The sequence below is a fragment of the Fulvivirga ligni genome, assembly GCF_021389935.1.
Taxonomy (GTDB): domain Bacteria; phylum Bacteroidota; class Bacteroidia; order Cytophagales; family Cyclobacteriaceae; genus Fulvivirga; species Fulvivirga ligni.
Genome location: NZ_CP089979.1, coordinates 4,645,418 through 4,667,082 on the forward strand (window position 1 = coordinate 4,645,418; position 21,665 = coordinate 4,667,082).

The following is a 21,665-nucleotide window of genomic DNA, read 5'->3' on the forward strand; positions in this document are numbered from 1 at the left end:
CAAAATGCCAAATTTTAAAAACTAAATCAAATATTAATCTTTTATTATTTAATATTACTTAAGAAACATTAAACTATTTCAAGATCAATATTCTCTTTACAACTGTTTGTCCACCAACCTTCAACCACAGCATATACATACCGGGTTTGTTTTCTGAAGCATCCACTTCCAGTTCTACAGATTTGCTGGCGTCCAGCTGGGCGTTTAATAGGATTTGGTTGCCTTCAAGGTCTATTAACTTGAACTCAGGACTCAGGGCTTCTGATAATTCAAGCTCTATTTTGAACTTGCCATTACTTGGGTTCGGGCTTACTTTAAAGGCTTTGATCAAGTCATGTTCCGCTGTAAGTCTGCCGCCTTCACTATCTTTTGGAGCATCCAATATGGTTAAAGACTGAGTATAAAAGTCAGAACAGTTGGCCAGGCCTACTTCCATGTCTATACCGTAAGTACCTGGTTCTCTGAAGATCACCTCTGCATAGTCCTTGTTAGAAGTTAGTACCTCTGCGCCTTCAGGGAAACCCCACTCAAGTCTTTCTGGTATAGGCCAGCTGATGTCGATCAACACTACAGTATCGCCCACATATGCTTCTGATATCATCAAGAAGTCAGCTTGAAGCAGATCATCTGATAAGGTGAGTTCAAAATCATCTTCTGCGATACAACCTTTGGCATTGACCACTTCCAGATGGTATACACCTGGTTCTGTGAGTCTTACAGTGCTTTCATTGCTATTAAAGCCATTATCTGATTCCCATGAGTAGGCTGTGCCTTCAGTTGGAGAAGTGATCACATAGGTACCTCCAGTACAAATAGCATTGTCATCTATTGACACACTGTAATTTTCTGCATCAGGGATGGTTATGGTAGTTTGTGATTGACAGCCCTTGCCGTCAGTAATATCAATAGTGTACTCTCCTGCTGACAACTGATCATGGAAAGTGCCCGTAGCACCATCGAACCAGGTATAGGTGTAATTACCATTACCTCCAACACCTTGTATAGTAACCGAACCATCCTGATCTCCAGCACAGGTAGGGCGCTGCAATGAAGCTGCCTCTACTGAGAGTGGACTTACACCATCCACATGAACAGTGGTAATGAAAGTACATCCCTGATTATCAGTGATCTCCAGATCATAATCGCCTTGTTGAACATTATTAAGTACCGTACCTGTTTGTCCGTTGGACCAGCTATAAGTATAACCACCACTTCCTCCGATACCCTGGATTTCAAAACGGCCATCTTCACTGTCAGCACAAGTGGCGGGGCGTGAGGAAACCGTCTGGTAATCAACAGCATCAGGATGTGGAACAGTAATTTGCTCTACTACTGTACAGCCATTGGCATCTGTAATACTCACTACATTAGTGCCTGGATGTAATTCGGTAGGATTTGGTCCTGTTTCTCCATTGTCCCACTCTACTGTAAACGGGCCAACACCAGTAAGTTGTAAGGCTGCTCTACCATCGTTACTATCAAAACAGCTGGTAGAGGTAAGGTTAGAGGCAGTAATCTCAGCGCCGTCCTCACTGCTTACGTTAGCATTGATATTAAAACTACAGGCATTTTCATCAGTAACTGTGGCTGTATAAATTCCTCCTGGTACATTCTGCAAGTTGGCCGAAGTACCCACCAATGTACCTGAGCTGTTCTTCCATTGGTAGCTATAGCTTCCGGTTCCACCCGATACATTTAAGGTAGCCGAACCATTGCTCTCTCCACACTGCGCTTCTGTGGTTGAGCTGATCTCACCTTCCAACAATGGTGGCTGCGTTAGACTGGTAGTCAAGGAAGCATCACAGCCATTAGCATCACGCATCATTATCAGATATGAGCCAGCCGTTAAATCATTAAATACACTACTGCTTTGCCAGTTAGTGCCATCCATAGAGTATTCATAACCGGATACCCCTCCTGATGAGTTTAGCGTGATGCTTCCAGTAGCTGTGTTAAAACATGATACATTATTTTTACTAGCTACAGTAAGCGCCACTTCACTAGGCTCGGTAATGGTGAGGCTGGTGATATCAGTGGTACAGTTATTAGCATCGGTTATAGTGACTGAGTAGGTGCCGGCCGGTGCATTTGAAAGGTCCTGACCGCTACTACCATCTGACCAGCTAAAAGAGTAAGGTGCTGTTCCTCCTGATGGATCCAGTTCAATACTTCCGTTTCCATCATCATGGCATGCAATATCGTTTATGACTGTAAGGCCATCCAGTTCATTAGGGGCTTCAACCTCCTTTTCCAATCGTTTAGTACACCCCTTACTATCAGTGATATCAACATAATAGTTACCTGGATTCAAATTAGAAATAGAGTTCGCTGATGAGCCTGTGGACCAGGCATAAGTGTAACCTCCTGCTCCTCCGGATAAATTACCTATGGATAGAGCTCCATCATTTGAATCATGGCAGGAGATCGCCGTCTCTGATAGAGTCCCTGTAATCGGATTGGGAGCCGTAATAGTAATGGATGTTGAATATTTAATGCAGTTCTGATCTTCTACAGTTACTGAGTACACACTAGCCTCCAGGCCTATAAATTTCACTTCCTGACCTGCGTTAGCATATTCTTCATCTCCATTAGACAAGGTGAACTTATAGTCTAATCCTGTATCAAATGCCACTCCTCCTATAGCTGTTACTACGATCTCTCCATTATCACTATCAGGGCAGTCCGGGTTTTTCCTTTTAGCTGAAACTTCCGAGATAGTAAGATCACTGACAGTTAGAGTAACATCATCTGTCTTTGCTGTACAATGATTGCCATTATCCCTAATGCTCCAGCGGAGCACATTTGCTCCTGATGAAAGGCCTGAAACAGTTGTATTAAACTTACTATTATCAGCAAAAACCGCAGCACCTGATACCACTGTCCATTGACCCGATTCATTTGTACCCACTGTATTTCCGGCCAAAACTGCACTGTTTGAGCATAAGTATAGATCCTCTCCGGCCTGTGCCGCGGTAGTGTTTATATAAGTAATTTTAACTGCATCTGGTTTTGAACAATTCTCTCCAGTATCCTCTATGGTCCAGCGGAATTCATTATCGCCCTCACTTAAATCACTAACGCTGGATGTTCTCGAGTTTATGTTTGAAAATGTGCCTGAACCACTTACCACACTCCAGCTTCCCTTTTCTCCGGTGCCTGGTGCATTTGCCGATAAAGAAGCTGAGGAAGAACAGACTATCTGATCACTGCCGGCATCGGCAGAAGTCACATCCAAGCGAGTAATGATAACGTCATCACTGCTGGTACAGCCATACTCCTGGGTGATGGTCCAGCGAAAAACATTGGCACCCACGCTTAAATTACTCAATGTAGTAGTTCGGCTATTAGCATTACTGATCGTACCTGAACCTGAAACTAGTGTCCATTGACCTACCTCATCCGTTGCGTCTACTGCGTTTCCGGTAATGGTGGCAGTGGCATTACAAACTATTTGGTCATTGCCGGCGGCGGAGGTGGTTATGGCGTCGGTGGGCTGGAGAACATTGACATGGTGATAAATTGAATCACCACATCCCCCTTGATCTGTACTTCCTAGGATTTTATAACTACCTGCAGTCAAGTTTTCCGCGACCATTTGAGAGCCTATCCTTGCAAAAGGTTTTACCGGTGTATCATCTTTAAAAAGGTAATACTCAAAGACTTCACCAGGGTATGGATTTCTGTCTGTACTGATTATAACAATCGAACCATCATTTCCTCCTAAGCATGATACCTCGGAAGGATCTGCATTGGTAACTATAGGAGGGTTCGCTCTAAATAAGTATGCTTGTGTATAGGCATTCGTAGTAGATGGATCACAATTTCCAACGGTATATCTAAAAAATAAATTTCTATTTAATAATGTGACTATATAATCAGATCGTATATCACTTAGACCAAAAGAAATAGACCTAGCCCCCCCCCAACTCAAAGGTAGACCAGCCTCCCGCTCCAATTCTATACTGCCACTCATAATAGCTAAAGCCATATGTCCCGACTAAGGTTATTTCATCGTCCATACAAAAATCATTTTCAGGATCAATTGGTGTGGTACCTGATTCCATAGACAGTTGAGGGCCATGTTGATAATCTATATAAGCTGTTCCTGTATTATCACACCCTATCATAGTAAAATATTCAGAATGGCATTCATTTACAGGTTGTGTTAGTGTTGCATATTTATAGCAAACAATTGTGTTTGTATTGTATGGTTTGTATCCTACCCTTACACTAGTTGGAAGTGAGACTAGATCTCTAAATTGCCCCGTACTGTTAGAAATTTGTCCGAATGGCCCCGAAATCTCATAATATGCAGTTTGCAATGTAGAATTGCCAGACCAACTAGCTATATTAACGTTGAATCTTTTCTGAGATACACTTTCGTACCCGGAAAATAATATCATGATAAAGAAACAAGTCAGCCAAAAATACTTTTTCATTAGACTCAAATTTCAACAAAATTTAGTTCGCCTTTAATATCAGAATTTCAGAATGGGCCCCATTGCTATATAAGGTCATTATGCCATAAGTAAGACCTTGCTGTATTAGATCTTCTGTAAACTCTTTATTCTGACCTCCAACAGTTGTCAAAAGCCCCATCTTTCCATCACCTACTTTCCTGTAAATCCGGAAACCTTCAATATCATCATTAGGTTCATACTTCCACGTTAGTGTTATAGTTTTACTTACATTGTCTATTTTATACTTTAAATTGCTGACTGGTGGATAGCTCTTACTTTCTGAAGCTATGCGGATTATAGCCGCTGGTTCAGACTCGTTATTGCTACTGTCTACAGCTACAAGTGTGTATTCATATTCCTGATTGGTTGATTTTAAAACATCAACATAATTAGATGCTTTGCTATCCACCGAGTTCAGTTGGAGCCAATTATTTATATTCCCCTCTTTTCTATACAGCACATATTGTTTTACATCCTTACTCCAGCTTCTCTGCCATGTCAAATACACCGAATCTCCTTTGACTTTGTAATCTGTAAATACTGGTTTGGTTGGAGGGAGAATATCAGGTTTAGTCACTTCAACCCAATCACTATATTCTGATCTATTAAATCTATTATCTAGGGCTTCAACTTTGTAATAGATCTTTTTGGATAAATTATCTAGTCGGATACTGTCTATAAAGGTATTATGGCCTATGGTGGCGGTTGTAACTTCTCCAAATTCACTGTTTTTAAAGTTAGATCGGTATACTTTATAACCTAGCAAGTCGGCTTCTGTATTCTCATCCCATTTTAAAGTTACATTTCCGATGGTATCGATTACCGCCGTTAAATTTTTTGGTGGTGCTGGTGGAATACTATCTTGTAACTGCACTAAATATGGAAATGAGTGCTTCAGCTTATTATTACTTAAATAAGCAACTCTATAATAAGCCGTACTTAACGGAGTAGTATCAGTATAAGATCTTCGATTAACGGAGAGATCTTTTTTAATTATTGTATAATCTCCACTGGCAGCTGTGGCTCTTTCAACTTGAAACTGTTCAATAAAAACTTCTAAAGAATCTGGAAAAACCCAGTTTAGATCTACAGCACCGGCCTTACTTATAGAATGAGATGTTATGTTAACCGGATAATCAAAGCTAATATTTGCTTCAACTATGACTGTATCAGAGTACGGGCCCAATTCGGAAAAAGGTGTTTTCCCTCTAAGTCTGTATGCGTATTTGTTATCAACATTTATGGAATCGGAAAAATAGAAATATTCTGATTGACCGGCAGAACTTTCGGTATTTAAATAGGGCAAATCGAATATCTGGCCAAAAGCTCCTCCATTCTCTGACCTCTCAATATAATAGCTATTATAAACCTTATCAAACAGGGCCTTATCCCATCTTATCATCACTGAACTACCATTGGAGGTTTCCTTGATTCCTGTCGGCTTGGGCAAAGGAGGTACCTCCCGAGAAGTTAAATAAACTTTTCCGTATCCAATCTGCATAATTGAATCCGGCACATTAGATTGAATACGATAGAGATATTTCTCATTTGCTTTAATCTGATTATCAGTGTACGCCAAGCCTGACATTTTCGCTACATTAAAAGACTGATCTGCCACAAATAATGCAAAAGAGTATCTCTGTTCTAATTCGGTCGCCTTGTTGACCACCTGCATAATGTCGTTAGAAAAGTTTTCTGATAATTGAAAACCATCTCCATAAATAGCCTGTGCAGCTACAGCAGCTTCGTCGTCGGTATCGATATTCTTGCCTAAAGCAACACTGTCTGGGTGTAAATTATTATTAATTATAAACTCCTCAGGCGTTGAAAGAATCTTACCATCTCTTGACACGGTATATCTTACTAAAGAATAGCCATATTTATTTAATAACTCCCATGAAGCAGGACTTGGGGGCGCCCACCTTAAAAGTATCTCCTTCTCCCCTTCTTTTCCGAGCATTTGAAGTTCTTCTTGAGCATAAGCTCCTGAAAAAATTAATACTGCTAGTAATGTAAGGATATAGCTAAACCTACTCATTTGCAATCAAGTTAAATTCATAACCCTGTGAAGAGGCCCTGCCTCCGGGTAAGGAATATTTCATTTTTATCTTATAGCTTCCTGGTCTCATTATTGGATATATTCCGTCAATGATTCTGGCTATTCTTGGCCTAAAAGTGGCATTCTGAATATATCTATCCACCACTTCACCCTGAATTTCTTTCCAATCATAATACATGTAGTAAGGTAAATAGTATCGTATTACAGTACTTTGAGATGTCAAGACCAATTCTTCATCAGTAGTATATTTGAGATCATCAGGCTCTTGAAATAGCTTTACAGCCTTCACTGGTGCGAGGCCTAGCGAATCTACTGTACGCCAATCAATTCGTATATTTCCATCTATCGGATAGCCATCATAAACCAATGGATAGATATAATTATTATAAAAGCTATTATCACTAAGATCTGCTTCTATTGATATAAGCGGTTGATAAGCAGTGAATTGATTACCTGTAACTTCATCCTGACCGAAGGCTTCATTTGAATCTACATAGGATATAAGTAAAAATATATCCCAAAGTATATGAGGCATTCTGTAAGTATTAGGAATAGTTAAACTATTTACCTTTGCTTCGAACGTATTATACCTACTACTTCTCATTCTGGTACTGAATACTGCCTTTTCCTGTAACTCATCAATAGAACCTTCAGCTTCATTACCAGTCAATTCTATACTAATATCTTCGTCTTCCACTGCTACATTATTTTCGGTTTCGGTAACATTTCTATCAATCTCTTCCGCTACTTTTGCCGGCAGATTGACCAGTTCATAGGCATATACCTGATTCGTAGTGAGACTAGGCAAGTTAAAATTGATTTCTCTTTTACTACCGGAATAACTATAGTCAAAAAATGTCTTCGAGCCAGAACCCGCAGTAAACCGCCCCTTTTGAATCCATTCATCAGAAACCTGGAATAACTCTGGTTGACCTTTCTTCAGCTTGATATAACCCTTGTTATATTCATCTTTGTAAAAGTTTAGTTGGTTAACCACCGGATAGCTGTATTCTATGTTCTCCATAGGAATATAATCTGGGGCAATACCAGAAGTGAAATTGATTTCCCTTCTTTCAGTATACTTTTTACCATCTACCATAACCGCAACCCAGTCACCATCCCTTTTTTCTTCGAAGCTTATTTGAGCAACAACCTTGATCTCCTTTTCTGAAGGAAATACGTCAAAACTGTTATAAGCCGCTACATCATGTGCGTTATTCCATTCAATGTCTCCTGGAATTTCATAGCCACCTGAAACAAGCTTAAATTCGTCGAGTTTAATTCTAAATGATTTCAATTGGCCGTCAAGATCTATTAGTTCAAACACCTCATCCACCGGCATATTAAATACCGCTTGAGGTATATTAAAGACATTAACGTGAGCTTCTCCATCACTTGGTGTAATTTCTGAAATCACCTGCATTGCCTCCACGGCACTTCCAACACCTACCAGCTCACATTCTTCTCCAAGGGTGACTTCGAATTTACACTTTCCTTTCACCAGGCCATTAAAAATACTAAAATGTCCACCTACTATACCTCTCATCCAGAATGGATTAGGCAATTTTGCCTGAAGCAATGCAGCTGCACCAATGTTAAGAATATCAACCTCCCTTTTCTTACCAAAAACCTTCACTCGAATCCCGATTTTACCCTGGAAATAAGCATAAGATTGACCATTTGCATACCAACCATTAATACCAATTGGTCCACTTCTACCCATGCATGAGGCATTGCCATAATCTTTCAGCATAATATCAAAACCTGCTCCTGCGGCAAAACTTGCGTAGAACATCGCGAAACTCAAATCCCCAGTACTCATAGAAAACGCGGCGCCAAATGCGAAACCGGCACCATTGCCTAAAGCATTTAAGTCTCGCACGTAATCCAGGTCATCAGCTCCTAGTATTTCAGAAACCTCCTCCGGCGGAGGTGGACTACCGGGTATAGTAGTTCCCACCATAAAATAACTGGTAGCCTGAGCACTAATAGGACCTATTCCTACTTTTACTCCTACCCGATCATCTGGTGTTCCGGCATAGACATACCACTCGTCAGGGGCAAAGTGTAAAACTGCCCAACCTGCACGGCCTCCGGGACCTACACCTTGAATAAGACCGCCTGCAATGTTCATGTAAACTTCAAAAGTTCCGTGCAAGACCCTATTTTCGAAGTCATAACTAATAAAAACATGAGCCGATATCTGCCCCTTACCAGATGCCTCGTCTAGTTGTCCATAGATTTGCTGCACTGTGTTATCTTCCTCAGAGTTAGAGGCTAGTAAGACACCTGCCGCACTATCTCCTGCTGCTTTTTCTAATTTGGCTACTACTCCAGCTAATTTCTGTGTTTTTTCTTTAAGTTTATCTAAGGTACCATCTATTGGTGGAGTGGCCAGATAGCCGTTCCCTTTAAAGGAAATATAACGAACTCCTCCTCCTCTGAAAAATGCTATTTCGAAGGCAGCATCAGCTGTAAAGGCTTCAGGTTTAGGGTAAGATCCCAGCTCTATAGTGGCTTTAAGACCTAAACCGGCGTTCTCTTTGGGAATATATGTAACACCTGAAACAGTCCTTCCTAGTTCAGAACCTACACCTTCGGTATCCATGGCCATTCGGTAATAAGCACCACCACCAAATCCATAGATACCAACCCCGGTAAATATTGGAATACCTGTACCAAAGGAAGCCATAGCATCGGCATACCAATAACGATAGCCATCAACATTACCGAAAATTGCTGTAGCCTGCAGTTTGATCCCGGGTTTAAATTCTGCTTTCACCTGGCCATTGAAACCTTCTCCATAAAGTGTATCATTTCTATAGAACTTTAAGCTACCTTGAAATTTAAAGGCACCACCGTCTATATCAATTGAAATATCACGAACCTGGATATCCTTGTATCTCCATTTCTGTCCGCCATCACTTTTCATCTCACCAACAACAGTGAGGCCCGCCTCCGCAGCAAATGCACCACCATCGGAACCGGTAAGGTTCAATAACATGTCAAAATCAAGTCCTACCTGAGTATCATTAATGTTTTTAAGACCAATGTTATTTATGCTAACAGGAAAATTGGCCATAGCTTGCTGTGCGGCCTCAGATCCAAATGAGAATGCTCCTACTTTGATATATGGTTTTACGGACTGAATTTGTAAGTTTTCAAAATCTATATCAGCTAAGTTCACGCCCTTCTTCTTCTTTCCTAGATTGGCGGTAATGTTCATAGCCCCATGGAGATTGGCCTTAGGCAAAAACTTTCCATCCTTCACCTTAACCTCCAAATATGATGAAGGGTAGATATCCACCTTGCTCGTTTTAAAAACATCAAATTGCAAGCTGTCTGCAGCGGACACATTGAAAACGTAATTTCCTCCCGTGCTTATAACCGCCCTGTATTTAAAAGTATGGTGTTCGCTACTAACAGGAATTATAATGCCGCCACTAAAACCACCTTGTTTAAGGTTGTTAGCCTGCACATCTAGATATATGGAATCAAGAGAATAATTCCAGCCATTCATATCACCTTTGGAAAGCGGGATAATATCTGTTGCAACTACTTTTCCCGAGAAGCCTAAATTATCTATTATTATATTATTCACGTAAAAGCTTCTTCTGACATTCGATGAATCCCGCTCCCTAAATTCAGGAGGTAGTGACACCTTCATTTCGCGCATGTAAAACCCTCTCCATAAATCTGAGTATTCTGATGAGAGCAGCTCTGAATTGTAGTCTTTGGGGAATTTTATAGCAGGTGCATTTCTATAATCGCTAAAATCAAAAATGGCCGTACTAGCCTTAAAACCCACACCTTTTACCCCCTTAATTTGAAAAGCAGGCAAATCCACTTCAGCAATGAGATCATTCCAATTGCTCAAAGTGGTTCGAAGGTTCGCTGTTACTCTTCTGGTACTATCTGGAGTACCATCTGCGTTTTCGGGCACAATCAGATCTCTAGAGAATACGATATCCGCCCCAATACCCATCAGTTTAAATCCATTACAATCAAACTCCACATACGTGGTTCCATCACCTTTTAGCGTCATTAAAGACTTTGAGCCGAATATATTAATAGGCTGATCACCAATTAGTTCAAGTCTTGCATCACCTGTGAGGCCACCCGTTTTACTCAACTTTATATCTGTGCCTCTGAAAGTTAGACTTTTACCACTGGAAGGTTCTGTAAATACCATGTAGGCGATGAGATAGGCACCCGTGGGAGTCATCACTATACTATCTAAAGAAATGCTATAAGAAAGCCCTCCTATATCCTTTTTTATACCCACTGGCATATCAATGAGCGTATTTTCATCTAATACCTCAACAAACTTATTATTCTCCTTAATGGCCTGATCAACTTCCATTGCTCTTCTAGAATAATAGTCGAGTGTATCTGATATTGGATTTTCAAAATCTGAGACTTTTAATATATCATTTTCTGTGCGTTGTGAAATTACCGTCTCCAATCCCTTAAAAGCTCTCATTTTAGGAGCTTTTGCTTCTGAACGAGTTCCTTTCTCATCATCCGACTTCTCTTTCTTATCCGGCTCGGTCATAGCATAACCGGCAGCATGAGTCAGTAACATCAATAATACGGCTATATACTTTCTCATAGTTCTAATTATCAATCTTCACTAGTTTCTTTTGCGACCTTTGACTTTCTATGCCGGTAACTGACACAGCCGATATTTCAAATACCAATTTTGCTTGATCGGCAAAACTTTGTTCCCATTGGCCGTTTGAAGCTCCACGTACAGTGTTTAGTAAAGCACCATTTAGGTATATATTATATCCATAAACATCGGGAATGTCTTTGCCTTCATAGTTCCATTTTAATATCACCTGCTCACCATCTGCCACAGCCTCATCAATCCTGATGTTGGGTAGCCTCACCGACGGAACCATGACATCAATAACTTCACTTTTCTCACTTCTTATTACTGTAGGGAAGTTTTTAATAGTCATAACAGCGAACTTATAGTTAGCAGCATAGCTATTGGATACAGGATACTTATAACTATTCCCATAAATGATCCCAGCCTTTTGATATAGTAAAATGTTTTTACTTTCAGGGAACTGCACCAGAATATTGAACCCCACTCTCTCACTGCCAAAATTGATTTTTTCCCATGTTAACTCCACATAGTTTTGACCATCTTCGGATATTACCTGTCCTTTTAATCCTTCAGGTACTGGCAGATCCTGAGCGAAGGCTGACGTGGTAATACATATCAATATTATTAGACTACGTACTTTCATTCTATATCAAAATTTCGTGGTTTTGACAAATTGCTTTTTACTTCTGACTCAGATACAGCCTCGAGCTGATAGCTATACTTACCTGATGTCATTGCGGAAGAAACCCATTGTCTCGCCTCCGGGCCCAATTGGTTTTCATCCGCTATTATTTCTCCATTTTGATATAGCCTAAAACCAGCTAGATCAATTATATTATCAGGGTATTTCCAATTGAGTGTGATAACTTTATTTTCTTTGGCTATTGGCCAAATTTCAACAAATGGTAGGTCCAAAGATGGAACCAGGATAGATATGGAATCACTCAATGGACTTTCGAAGTAATCCTCAGTTAATGCTGAAACCGCAAAACCATATGTTGCTGCATGTTTGTTAGCAACTTCATAGTCATAGGTGGTGGTATGAATCTCAATGCTACCTTCTTGAACCAAATGATCAGACCAGGGGCTCCTTGAGTATAGTTTATATTCACTTACATGGTTAAGATTCTTATTTGGTTTATTCCAATTTAACCTAACAAATCTCTTTTGTCCATTCTGTATAATTTCTGCTGATAGATTTTGAGGGGCTGAAGGAGTTTTATCTTCTTGATAGTAAAAGTTCTTTCTATTACTCCAAAGTGATAAACCGTCAATTCTTACCGCCACTACTCTGAAAGTGTGATAACTACCATCTTTAGGAGCCGCACTTGTAAAAGTGAAATGTCTTGTCGAGGAAACCAAAAGCTCAGATACCTTTTGAAATTGGTCGATTTCATCTACCTTTTCCACATAAAAACCTGAGATAAATTCTTCTTTATCTGCACTAAACTGCCAATCTAGGGAAAAACCTGTTTGAATGTAATCAACTTTTTCTAAAGTTGGCATAGCAATATCCTCAGGTATCTTCTTAGTTGCCACCTCTAATTCAGAGTATTCCCCGAAAGTATTGAATATAGTCTTAGGCCTGATGGCATATGTATATGAGTTATCTAGCTGAACCGTATTATCACTATAAAAAACAACACCTTCTTTGCTTCCAGTTGACATCCAGATAATATTCTCATTTAGCTTTTTAAACTGGTCAGCAGCATCTCTTCTAAAAACATCAAACCCACTAATGAAAGGATACTTCTTATAGTCTTCAAGATTTACTGTCCACAATAGTTCAACACTACTTGCCTTTTGATTAATTGCTTTTACCTCTCCATTAATTTCTATTGGGAATTTTGTTTCAGTCCCAAAATCTAAGCTATAAGTAGCCGCTACTTGCCCTTCTACATCTTTTAGGACTGGGAAAATACCATAAGTGAACTTGCCCTTAGCTTTTGGATGATCTACATATCCAAAACCAGCTATCAAAGACAAATCAAAATCACTGGCTAAAACAAACCTTAATGCCTTTGTCACTCCTTCTTGACCTAAAAATGAAATAAACTCATCATGATCTTTTGGCGTTAGTTTATTCTGTTTAATCAGGTCGGATCTTTTGGCTGATAACCTTTCAATATCGTTAGATGAAAGGCCCAGATTGTTAAGCAATTTATCTGATGATGTAGCAGGCAAAATGGGAGACTCATTTAATAATAGCCATTCTCCTTCACCTTGCCTTCTTTTTATATTATACCCTGCAAGATTCTCGGGTACCTTTTCATTGGGCAGCCAAAATAGCCTCACTTCACTCTCTAAACCATAGCCTAAAAAAGTCATATCCTGACCTGCAGATTTAAAAGTGATTATCAGTAATAAAAAAATTATGATTTTCTTCATTGCTAAAAAGTCTTATCTACTGAAACTGAATGCGTAAAACTTTCACCCATTGCGCTAACAGTGAGATCAACATCACCTCTCAGTCTTCCCTGATTACTTATGTAGGACAATTCTGCCATACTATTAATAGTAGCACTGATATCACCACGAACACCACTTACTACCATATATAAGGTTGCATTGCCTAATAGCCTTACATCCATGACTCCCTGAATGCCTTGTGGACTCAAAGATGTATGCACTGAAGACGAGAAATTCATATTTAAATCACCTCCTAATGTTACTAAAGTGAAGGGGTGTACCTCAAACTTTTTAGTATAGGTATAGGAAGCCATACCGTCCAAATACCCTGATATGGAAGTCCCTTCCTTAGATAAAGATGTATTACCAGTAAAAGTCACCGTATTGAAAATTTTACCACTCACATGGCCTTCAACATTCCAATCATTATTAGCATAATCAAAATTGAAAGTGGCAGGATTATCCGTTTTAAATACATAGCCATTTGACGGTGGCACCTGAACATCTACCCTTAGGGATCCATCAACCGTATTGTCAGGCAAATGATAGTTAACATTAAAATCTGAATTGATTATCGGGTTAGTTCTAGGGGCCTTGATATTTCCCATCAAACTTAATTGCAGCTCACTTCCTCCGAACTGAACTAGTGTGGTTCCCTCAGCAGAAAACAGATTAGCTGCATCAGAAATACCCAGTGTCATACCTAACAAATAGTTTGAATATCTCGGAGAGCCAGAAAATTGACCTGCGCTGTAGGTTACGAAATAATTATACCCTACCCGGCCTCCTATCTTATTAAGTTTTAATCCGGTAGGGCCTAATGGAATTCCAGCCTTGGTTCCTACGGCTGCACTAAGATAGGCATACCCATAATTGTCTCTCTTACCAATATCGATGGCTCCATCAAAGCTTATAAGCCTTACATCACCATTGAATGTACCCGCAAAGGAGCTTTCTCCAAAGGTGGCATTAAACTTCATGATCACCATGGGGCTGTTAAACTCACCTGAAATTTTGCCTATAGATATATTTCCATCCTTATCAATCTGAAATCTATCAACAGCCAATTTCCCAGCATTAGCAATTTCAACCTTGCTACTTATCGATAACTTATCATTCAAATAAGATGATTCAATAATTTCAAATAAAAATGACTTGTAGTTTACCTGTCCACTGCCATTCCATTTGGTAAGCTCTCCGTCCTCTACTTCGAACTTTTGGATATCAATACTTGCATCAAATGCAGAGTGAGTCGCTGATAATGAACCTGAGATTTTAGTCAGATCGAGCATTTCATTAAAGTCAGCTTCAAGATTTAGATTAGCCAGTTCCATTCCAAAAGCAGAAATTTCACTTTCCTCTGAAAGTAGCTCAGTGTGGAAGTTATTATCTACTCCATAGGTCATTCCAAGTTTGAAGGTACCGTCTACTCCTTTAATGTTGCCTATTGAGAATTTACCATCAGCATTTGTAATGGCAAAACTACTCCAGCCCTGAACCAAATTTGCGGTTACATCTAACTCCAGTTTTTCCACTGTAACTTCAAAAGCTCCTGAGTTATACTTCATTCCATTCGAAGCTGTCATTTTCCCCGTGATCTGCTTAGATGAGTTCACTTGAATATTTTTAAGTGCAGCTATTTCTGTGTCACCCTTCTCTATCACTACATTAAGTTTTTTGATAGAAGAGAGATCAAAATCACCAGAAAAATCATTACCGCCTGAAAAATTAAAAACGATCTGTCCCTCTACTCCCTTTTTCAGTCTAATCAATGATGTTAATTGCTTATCTTCTGTCAAGCTGGCTGTTAAAACAACTCTGCTAGAACCTGAAATCGTAGCCGCTTCACCTTCCGCTCCGGTGAGGTAACTTTCATCTGAATCAATTTCAAGATCAAAAGACTTTATAGCGGCATTGATACCATAAACTTCTCCTACACTGTAGTTTTTTCCGTCTATTGAAATCTTAACATTTCTATATCTTTCATGACTCCTATGTTTCTCAAATGAAATGAGTGCACCTCCAATATTCTTTTCCTTCTTCACATTCCCTTGCTCAAACTTCATTAGTAAAGCTGCTTCAGCTTCGTAATGTCTATAAGCACCAGAGCCATCTAAATCATTCATTTCACTGGTGAGAGCCACTACAACAGGCCCAAAAGTATATCTACCGGAGACATTTGCATTGAAGCTTCCAAAATTGATATTCCCGGCCAGATCAATGGTAAAATCATTAACAGATGCTGCAATCAGCATTCCGCCTTGATCCACTTCTACATTTGCATCTATAATCAGCTTTGACTGTTCGGATGAATAGTTTATTTCTGAAATATTTACGGCCAATTGTTGATAAGAAATCTGTCCATCACCCTGAAACTCTTTAATTGTTCCATCTTCCAGAAGAAAGTTCTTTATAGAAATAGCCGCATCAAAATCATCATGCTTTACCTTCAAACTACCAGACACTTTCTCCAAGTCAAGAGAATTATTGAAAGATGCTTCAATATTCAATTCTGAAAAGGTAAAACCGTAGCCACCAATATTATTAGATGTAATAGATGATGAATAAACATCTTCGTTTATCTCTAAACCAATAGTAATATCCCCATTAAGTCCTTGTATCTGATCTACCTTAAATGAACCTTCTCCAGAGGTCACTTTAATCCCTGTGAATGAGCTGTAGGTAATATCCATCTCCAACTTATTTACACTAAGCTGAAAGCCTTTACTTGTAAAGCTCTGTCCTTCCGCTGCAACTAGTTTTCCAGATAAAACTCCCTCTTTATTAAGTTCTCCATCCTTTAAAGAGGCCAAAATCTCTTCCGACTTTACAAAATCAACATTTACCCCTTTTACACCTTCTAGAGAAAATATACCATCAAAATCGTCAGCACCAGCATATCTAAAGCTAAAATCACCATTTAAGCCCTTTCTAATGACGAAATTATCTCGGATAATAACGTCATCATTTAAATAAGCAGACATGGACATATCACCTTGTATTTTACCTTCCTCATCCACTTGAATATGGGCCTGCTTAAGCCTTCCTCCTACTACACCGATCTTTCCAAGGTCAATCCCTTGCTCACTGGTCCATGCTATATCTACATCCTTAAATTCTCCATTAGAAGCGTTCTGTTTAAACTTAAGGCTAGCAGCTCCTAGCTCTGCTTCCTTTTGAGCTTTTTGCCCCTTTAATTTTACATATACAGTACCTGTGGCTTCATATGAATTCCAATCTCCCTCTGCAACCGTACTGGTGGCGCTGCCTTCTAAACTTACTCTTACCGCTCCAAAAGTGAGATCTCCAGAACCTTCGATTTGATAATCTCCCAGAGTAATGTTTCCAGCATTATCAATAGTGAAACTATCAATGGATGCACCTACTTTAATTCCATTGTTATCTACCAAAGCCTCAGCAGATAGAGAAATTATTTGCTGGTCAGCATTATAGGTGGAATTAAGAACATTAATTGTTAAGCTATTATATATAATCTGTCCTTGAGCATTAAAGGATGTCAATTTACCATCCTGTATGTTAAACTCTTTAACTTCCAAGGTGGTGTTAAAATCACTATGCTTGGCTTTAAACTTGCCTGAAACCGCTTTAACAGTAAAGCTATTATCTATCTCAGCATTAATATCGAGATCTGTAAAAGTCATCCCATAACCTGACAAAGTCGAAGTATTGACAGTGGTAGTATAACCTTCAGGGGTAATGGCAAGATTTAACTTCAATTCACCTTGAAGCCCGGCGATATTACTTAGAGTGAATAGTCCCTCACCTGAGCTGACCTTTAAACCATCAATAATGGAATATTGCACATCTGCTTTTAAACTATTGATAATTACGGTAGATTCAGCAATTGAATATTGAAATGAATTATCGTCTGATAATTCTATAGTTCCGTTAAAATTACCTTCCCCATTAAATGAACCATTATTTAGTGAAGCAATGGTTTGTCCTCCTTTAAGTAGATCCAGACTAATGTTGCTAATTCCCTGAAAGTCAAAACTTCCCGCATAACTATTCTGATTACTGAATGAGAAACTAAAGCTTCCACTTACTCCTTGCTTGATTTTAATATAATTATCAATTGTCTGATCACTTGCTAAAGAAGCTGTCATGTCCACATCTCCAGATAAATTACCGTTAGAATCTATTTGCAGACTAACTGAAGTAAGGGTAGCATCTATAAACCCAATTTTACCAAGGGAAAGGTTAGTGGCATTATAAGTAATTTGAACATCCTTATATTCATCTCCGTCACATTTTTTCTTAAAACTGAGAGAGGCATTATTGATAGTTACCTCCTTAGTTATACCTGTTCCCTCAAGAGTGAGTATAAATGAGGCATCTATATTATTATAAATACAAAATCCATCTGTGGTGGTTGAATCTGAATTTAGATCTTCATTAAGTTTAAAGCTGATTGGCCCAAGTTTAAAATCAGCTCCAGCAATTATTCCGCCCCCTGTAGAATTACCATTTCCAGTATCATTATTATAACTAGTGGTACCATCCGGTCCCACAATTGTAGAATTACCATTAGAATCAGTAACAACTACATTTTTATTAGGCGGTATTGATGTGGTATCTCCTGTAGTGGTAACAACTATAATGTTACCGTCAGGATCTTCATAAATCTGAGAAATCTCACCATCAACAGTAGTAGAATCTGCTATAGCATCTGGTTCCTCACCGCTACCACCATTAGCAAGACCATCATCTCCTTCTGATATAGCATCAGGTGGAGTACTTGCATCATAAAACATGCTACTTTCCGGATCCCAGTAGGTGTAAACATTTCCATCTATCACCCTACGATCAGTATTTACTTTAATATCAGTGAAAACTGCTCTTACTTTCACAAAGTGTAAGAATGGGATTTCCGCTTTTCCCCCTCCTGTAAATTCTCCCGATTCACCAACTACATTATCTATTTGAATATCAAAATCTCCTGCATATATATAATCGCCAGGTTTTAGCTCTTCTATCAACTCAGTATTTGAGAGGTCGTAAGTTGGCTCAATGGTGCCACAAGCAAATTCATCCAAATTTCTTTGCGGAGTTGTAAATTGAGCTATTGGAGTAAATGGCCCATTTACATTTGAACATGTGGCTGCCACCTGATAATTATAGGTAGTTCCTGGTTGAAGTGAATTGAGTTCCAGATCACTGAGGTATGTACTTTGCTCCTCCCAGGCTCCATCTGAAGAAGCAGGCCTATATCTAATGGAAAATGCAGTGTGATTATCTAAAGGTTCCCAACTTATTGAAGCCCGGCCTCCTGCAAGTACTTCTGCACTTACATCTTCGAGTTCTTTACATTCTTCACCATAAACAAAAGTGAAAACTTCACTATAACCATTATTCTTAAACAGATCGAGCTCATCAATACCCACCATACTTTTAGCCCTGACTCTGAAAGCATAATGCCTGCCGGGTACCAATGGAGTTTCAGCTGGCCCATAGATCAAAGTGGTACTTGGTGTGGTTGCTTCAAAAATGGGCGGAGAAGTGAGAATAGCATCATTTGGATTTCTAGTTTCAGGCCAAATTTCCACTATAGAAAGTTCGTACTCTGTGGCAAAAGCCGAATTAGGTGAGCCTGTGTGTCTGGGAGTCCACTGAAAGGTAACATACTGAGGATCCTGTATCCTCAGCTTTTCACCATTCTTTGGTAAATTAATTATGGGTGGGTTATTCAAGATTAACCATGCTGTGGCACACCCAGAATTTGAGATTTTAACGCCTCTATTATATTCTATTACCTCGAAACAAAATTGATATAGCCCTTCTGGCAAGGCTCCTGTTCGTTCAAACGCTCTCTGAGAAATCCCCTGAAAGTTCAAATTTTCCGGTTTAAAATAATCTACTAGATCTGAAGCCGTAAACCTTTCTGGAATGCCACCCTCCAAGATAACCGGAGGAGGTATGTATCCTGGTTTGGTTTCAATTATTATCCCCTGCCCCTGAATTCTAAGCTTAAACCGAACTTGCAACTGTGGTCTATTAACGTCTCCGAGAAGCACATTTAATGCTAATCTGTCAGACCCCACGGCCACATAGTCTGAAAGATACACCGAATATGGCGGTATAATAGTGGTTGTTACCTGCACAGGATAAGTCTGGGAAAAGCCCAGATTAGCGGCAACAACCAATAGTGTTAATATGACGATTTTCTTAATCAAGGCTTCCTATCTTTTTTATCCTTTCTTGTACTAAAATTATAGCTGTAACCCAGGGTAGCTGTAAACTCTGTGAAATCTGCCGATGTCCCTTCATTATTAGACGCCCTATTTACTACAGCCAGGGTCAAATTAAGATTGTGTTTTTTCTTTACTGAATAGTTTCCTGTACCTCTTAGATTAGCTACACGACTCACTTTACTCCCATTGGTATATGATTCATTCCATGAGCCTGCAAGCCCTACTCTCATCTTCTTATCCAACAAAGATTTTCTTACTCCGATGGTAGGCCCCAGGGTGGTAGTTTCTATCTCTACAGATTCATTTTTATTATAATTAAAGGAGGCGGTGATAGTCAGGTTTCTAGGTATTAAACTCAGACTATAAGCAGCATTGGCCATATAAAACTGGTTCCCACTATTCTGTTTTACCCCACCCTGCTCATCTGAAGCATCCTGAAAGGTAAGATTCAAATTGAGGTTCTGTCTTTTTGTTCGCTCATTCTGAAGTATATAATTCGCATTTAAGGATGCATTTTGAGAAATCTGGGTATAGTCTAATGTGTCAAGATTGTCATAAGGTGTAAGTTGATTAATATCTACAAACTGAGATCGGATATTGGTATATGTTTGAAAGTTTGAATAGGTTAAGGCCAGATTTAGCTTCTCAGTAGCTGCATAGCCAACATTTACTGCGCCCACTACACGTTTCATCGTGCTCACCTTAGCATCGTCAAGATTATCCTTTTGAACACCCACATTAGCACCTATATTCACTTTACCTCCAAAAATAGAAGTGTTACCATTCACAGTGATATTCTCAAGATCGTTATTGAAATAGTATGCGCCTAGCGTTCTATAACCTGGATCGATTCTTTCATATCCTAAGCCAACTACGAAACCATTGCCTTGATACGAAACGCCTGACTTAAACGCATTGTAGTAAGCCGAAGATTGCCGAGGTGTGAATAGATTCCCGGCATAATCAAATATTTTGTAATTCTCTAAAGAAGCCTCTTCTGATCTGGTGTCTCGAGTGATGCCACTAATAGCATACTCAGCCTTCAATATCACCTTTTCGAAAAGCTGCTTACTGCCTATTAGGCTCATTACCAGGTTTTCTTCTGGCAAGATATCCTCATCTTCAGGCACATAGGCTATGGAATTGATATCGTCCTTAGCTCGAAATAAGATGAAATGAATTTGATCGTTTCCATCAGCGTAGCCAGCCTTTAAACCGTACCCCATTCGTCTAAAAGATGGCAATGGTGTTGAAGCATTTACTGAATCGGGTTCTACGGCATCTAATAATCTGCCATACATGGCACTTACCTGAAATTTCCCAGGATTAGCTTCTACTCCTGCTCCAAGAAATAAATGGCCCGCCAATGTGTAGGACGAAAAGTTCATACTCGCATACCCCAAATGGCCAGTCACCCATTTATAAGTTGGGTGTAAACCATATTGATTGAAAGGTTGCTGAAATGATGTTTGCTGATTGGAATAGGTGAAAGTGAAAGGAACCGACCAACCATATAGGTTAAAATTCAGATTGCCTGAAGCATATAAAGAATAAGGATCACGACGAGATTCTATTCCATTAACTGCATATCCTATTTGGTTAACGGATACTCCTCCAGTAACCACCAAAGGATTTTCCTCCCCAATGGACTCAAGGTTCTGAGCGCTCATTGGCAAATAGCATAACATGGAAAATGCAAATAGTCTAAAAAATACTACCTTTTTCACGGTTCAGATTGATAAAGGATCGTAAGTTATAATAATATATAATACAGCGCAATAGAGTTATGTAACCAGCCTTACATCATTTCAAAAATTAAGTTTTAATAAAAATAGTACTATAAAATCATCTTGTAACAGCTAACAATACGACCTAATCATTGGATCAACTCCAGATAGTACAATTACATT

8 protein-coding genes are annotated in these 21,665 nt (G+C 39.3%); all 8 read right to left on the reverse strand.

Annotated features, from left to right (window positions below; all coding sequences use genetic code 11):
- Positions 1-73: 73 nt before the first annotated feature.
- Genes LVD16_RS19375 through LVD16_RS19410 form a run of 8 tightly spaced genes read right to left on the reverse strand, consistent with a single transcriptional unit; the run spans position 74 to position 21,425 of the window.
- Positions 74-3,988: a T9SS type A sorting domain-containing protein gene (locus tag LVD16_RS19375; protein ID WP_233769941.1), complete on the reverse strand. Its 3,915-nt coding sequence runs from the start codon at positions 3,986-3,988 to the stop codon at positions 74-76.
- Positions 3,912-4,439, reverse strand: coding sequence for a hypothetical protein (locus LVD16_RS19380; protein ID WP_233769942.1), 528 nt, complete (start codon positions 4,437-4,439; stop codon positions 3,912-3,914). Before LVD16_RS19380 ends, LVD16_RS19375 begins: the two co-directional genes overlap by 77 nt.
- Before the next feature lie 22 nt (positions 4,440-4,461).
- Positions 4,462-6,498 (reverse strand): fibronectin type III domain-containing protein, encoded by a 2,037-nt coding sequence (locus tag LVD16_RS19385; protein ID WP_233769943.1) that lies wholly within the window; start codon positions 6,496-6,498, stop codon positions 4,462-4,464.
- Positions 6,491-11,131 carry a hypothetical protein gene (locus LVD16_RS19390; RefSeq protein WP_233769944.1) on the reverse strand — a complete coding sequence of 1,547 codons (4,641 nt, stop codon included), beginning with the start codon at positions 11,129-11,131 and terminating at the stop codon, positions 6,491-6,493. The genes LVD16_RS19385 and LVD16_RS19390 overlap by 8 nt, the downstream gene beginning before the upstream one ends.
- A gap of 4 nt (positions 11,132-11,135) precedes the next feature.
- Positions 11,136-11,777 (reverse strand): hypothetical protein, encoded by a 642-nt coding sequence (locus tag LVD16_RS19395; RefSeq protein ID WP_233769945.1) that lies wholly within the window; start codon positions 11,775-11,777, stop codon positions 11,136-11,138.
- The gene (locus tag LVD16_RS19400) at positions 11,774-13,522 is read right to left on the reverse strand and encodes a hypothetical protein (RefSeq protein WP_233769946.1); all 1,749 of its coding nucleotides are present in this window, start codon (positions 13,520-13,522) and stop codon (positions 11,774-11,776) included. Before LVD16_RS19400 ends, LVD16_RS19395 begins: the two co-directional genes overlap by 4 nt.
- 2 nt (positions 13,523-13,524) lie before the next feature.
- Positions 13,525-19,737: a fibronectin type III domain-containing protein gene (locus LVD16_RS19405; protein WP_233769947.1), complete on the reverse strand. Its 6,213-nt coding sequence runs from the start codon at positions 19,735-19,737 to the stop codon at positions 13,525-13,527.
- Positions 19,734-21,425: a porin family protein gene (locus tag LVD16_RS19410; RefSeq protein ID WP_233769948.1), complete on the reverse strand. Its 1,692-nt coding sequence runs from the start codon at positions 21,423-21,425 to the stop codon at positions 19,734-19,736. The genes LVD16_RS19405 and LVD16_RS19410 overlap by 4 nt, the downstream gene beginning before the upstream one ends.
- Between the last annotated feature and the right edge of the window lie 240 nt (positions 21,426-21,665).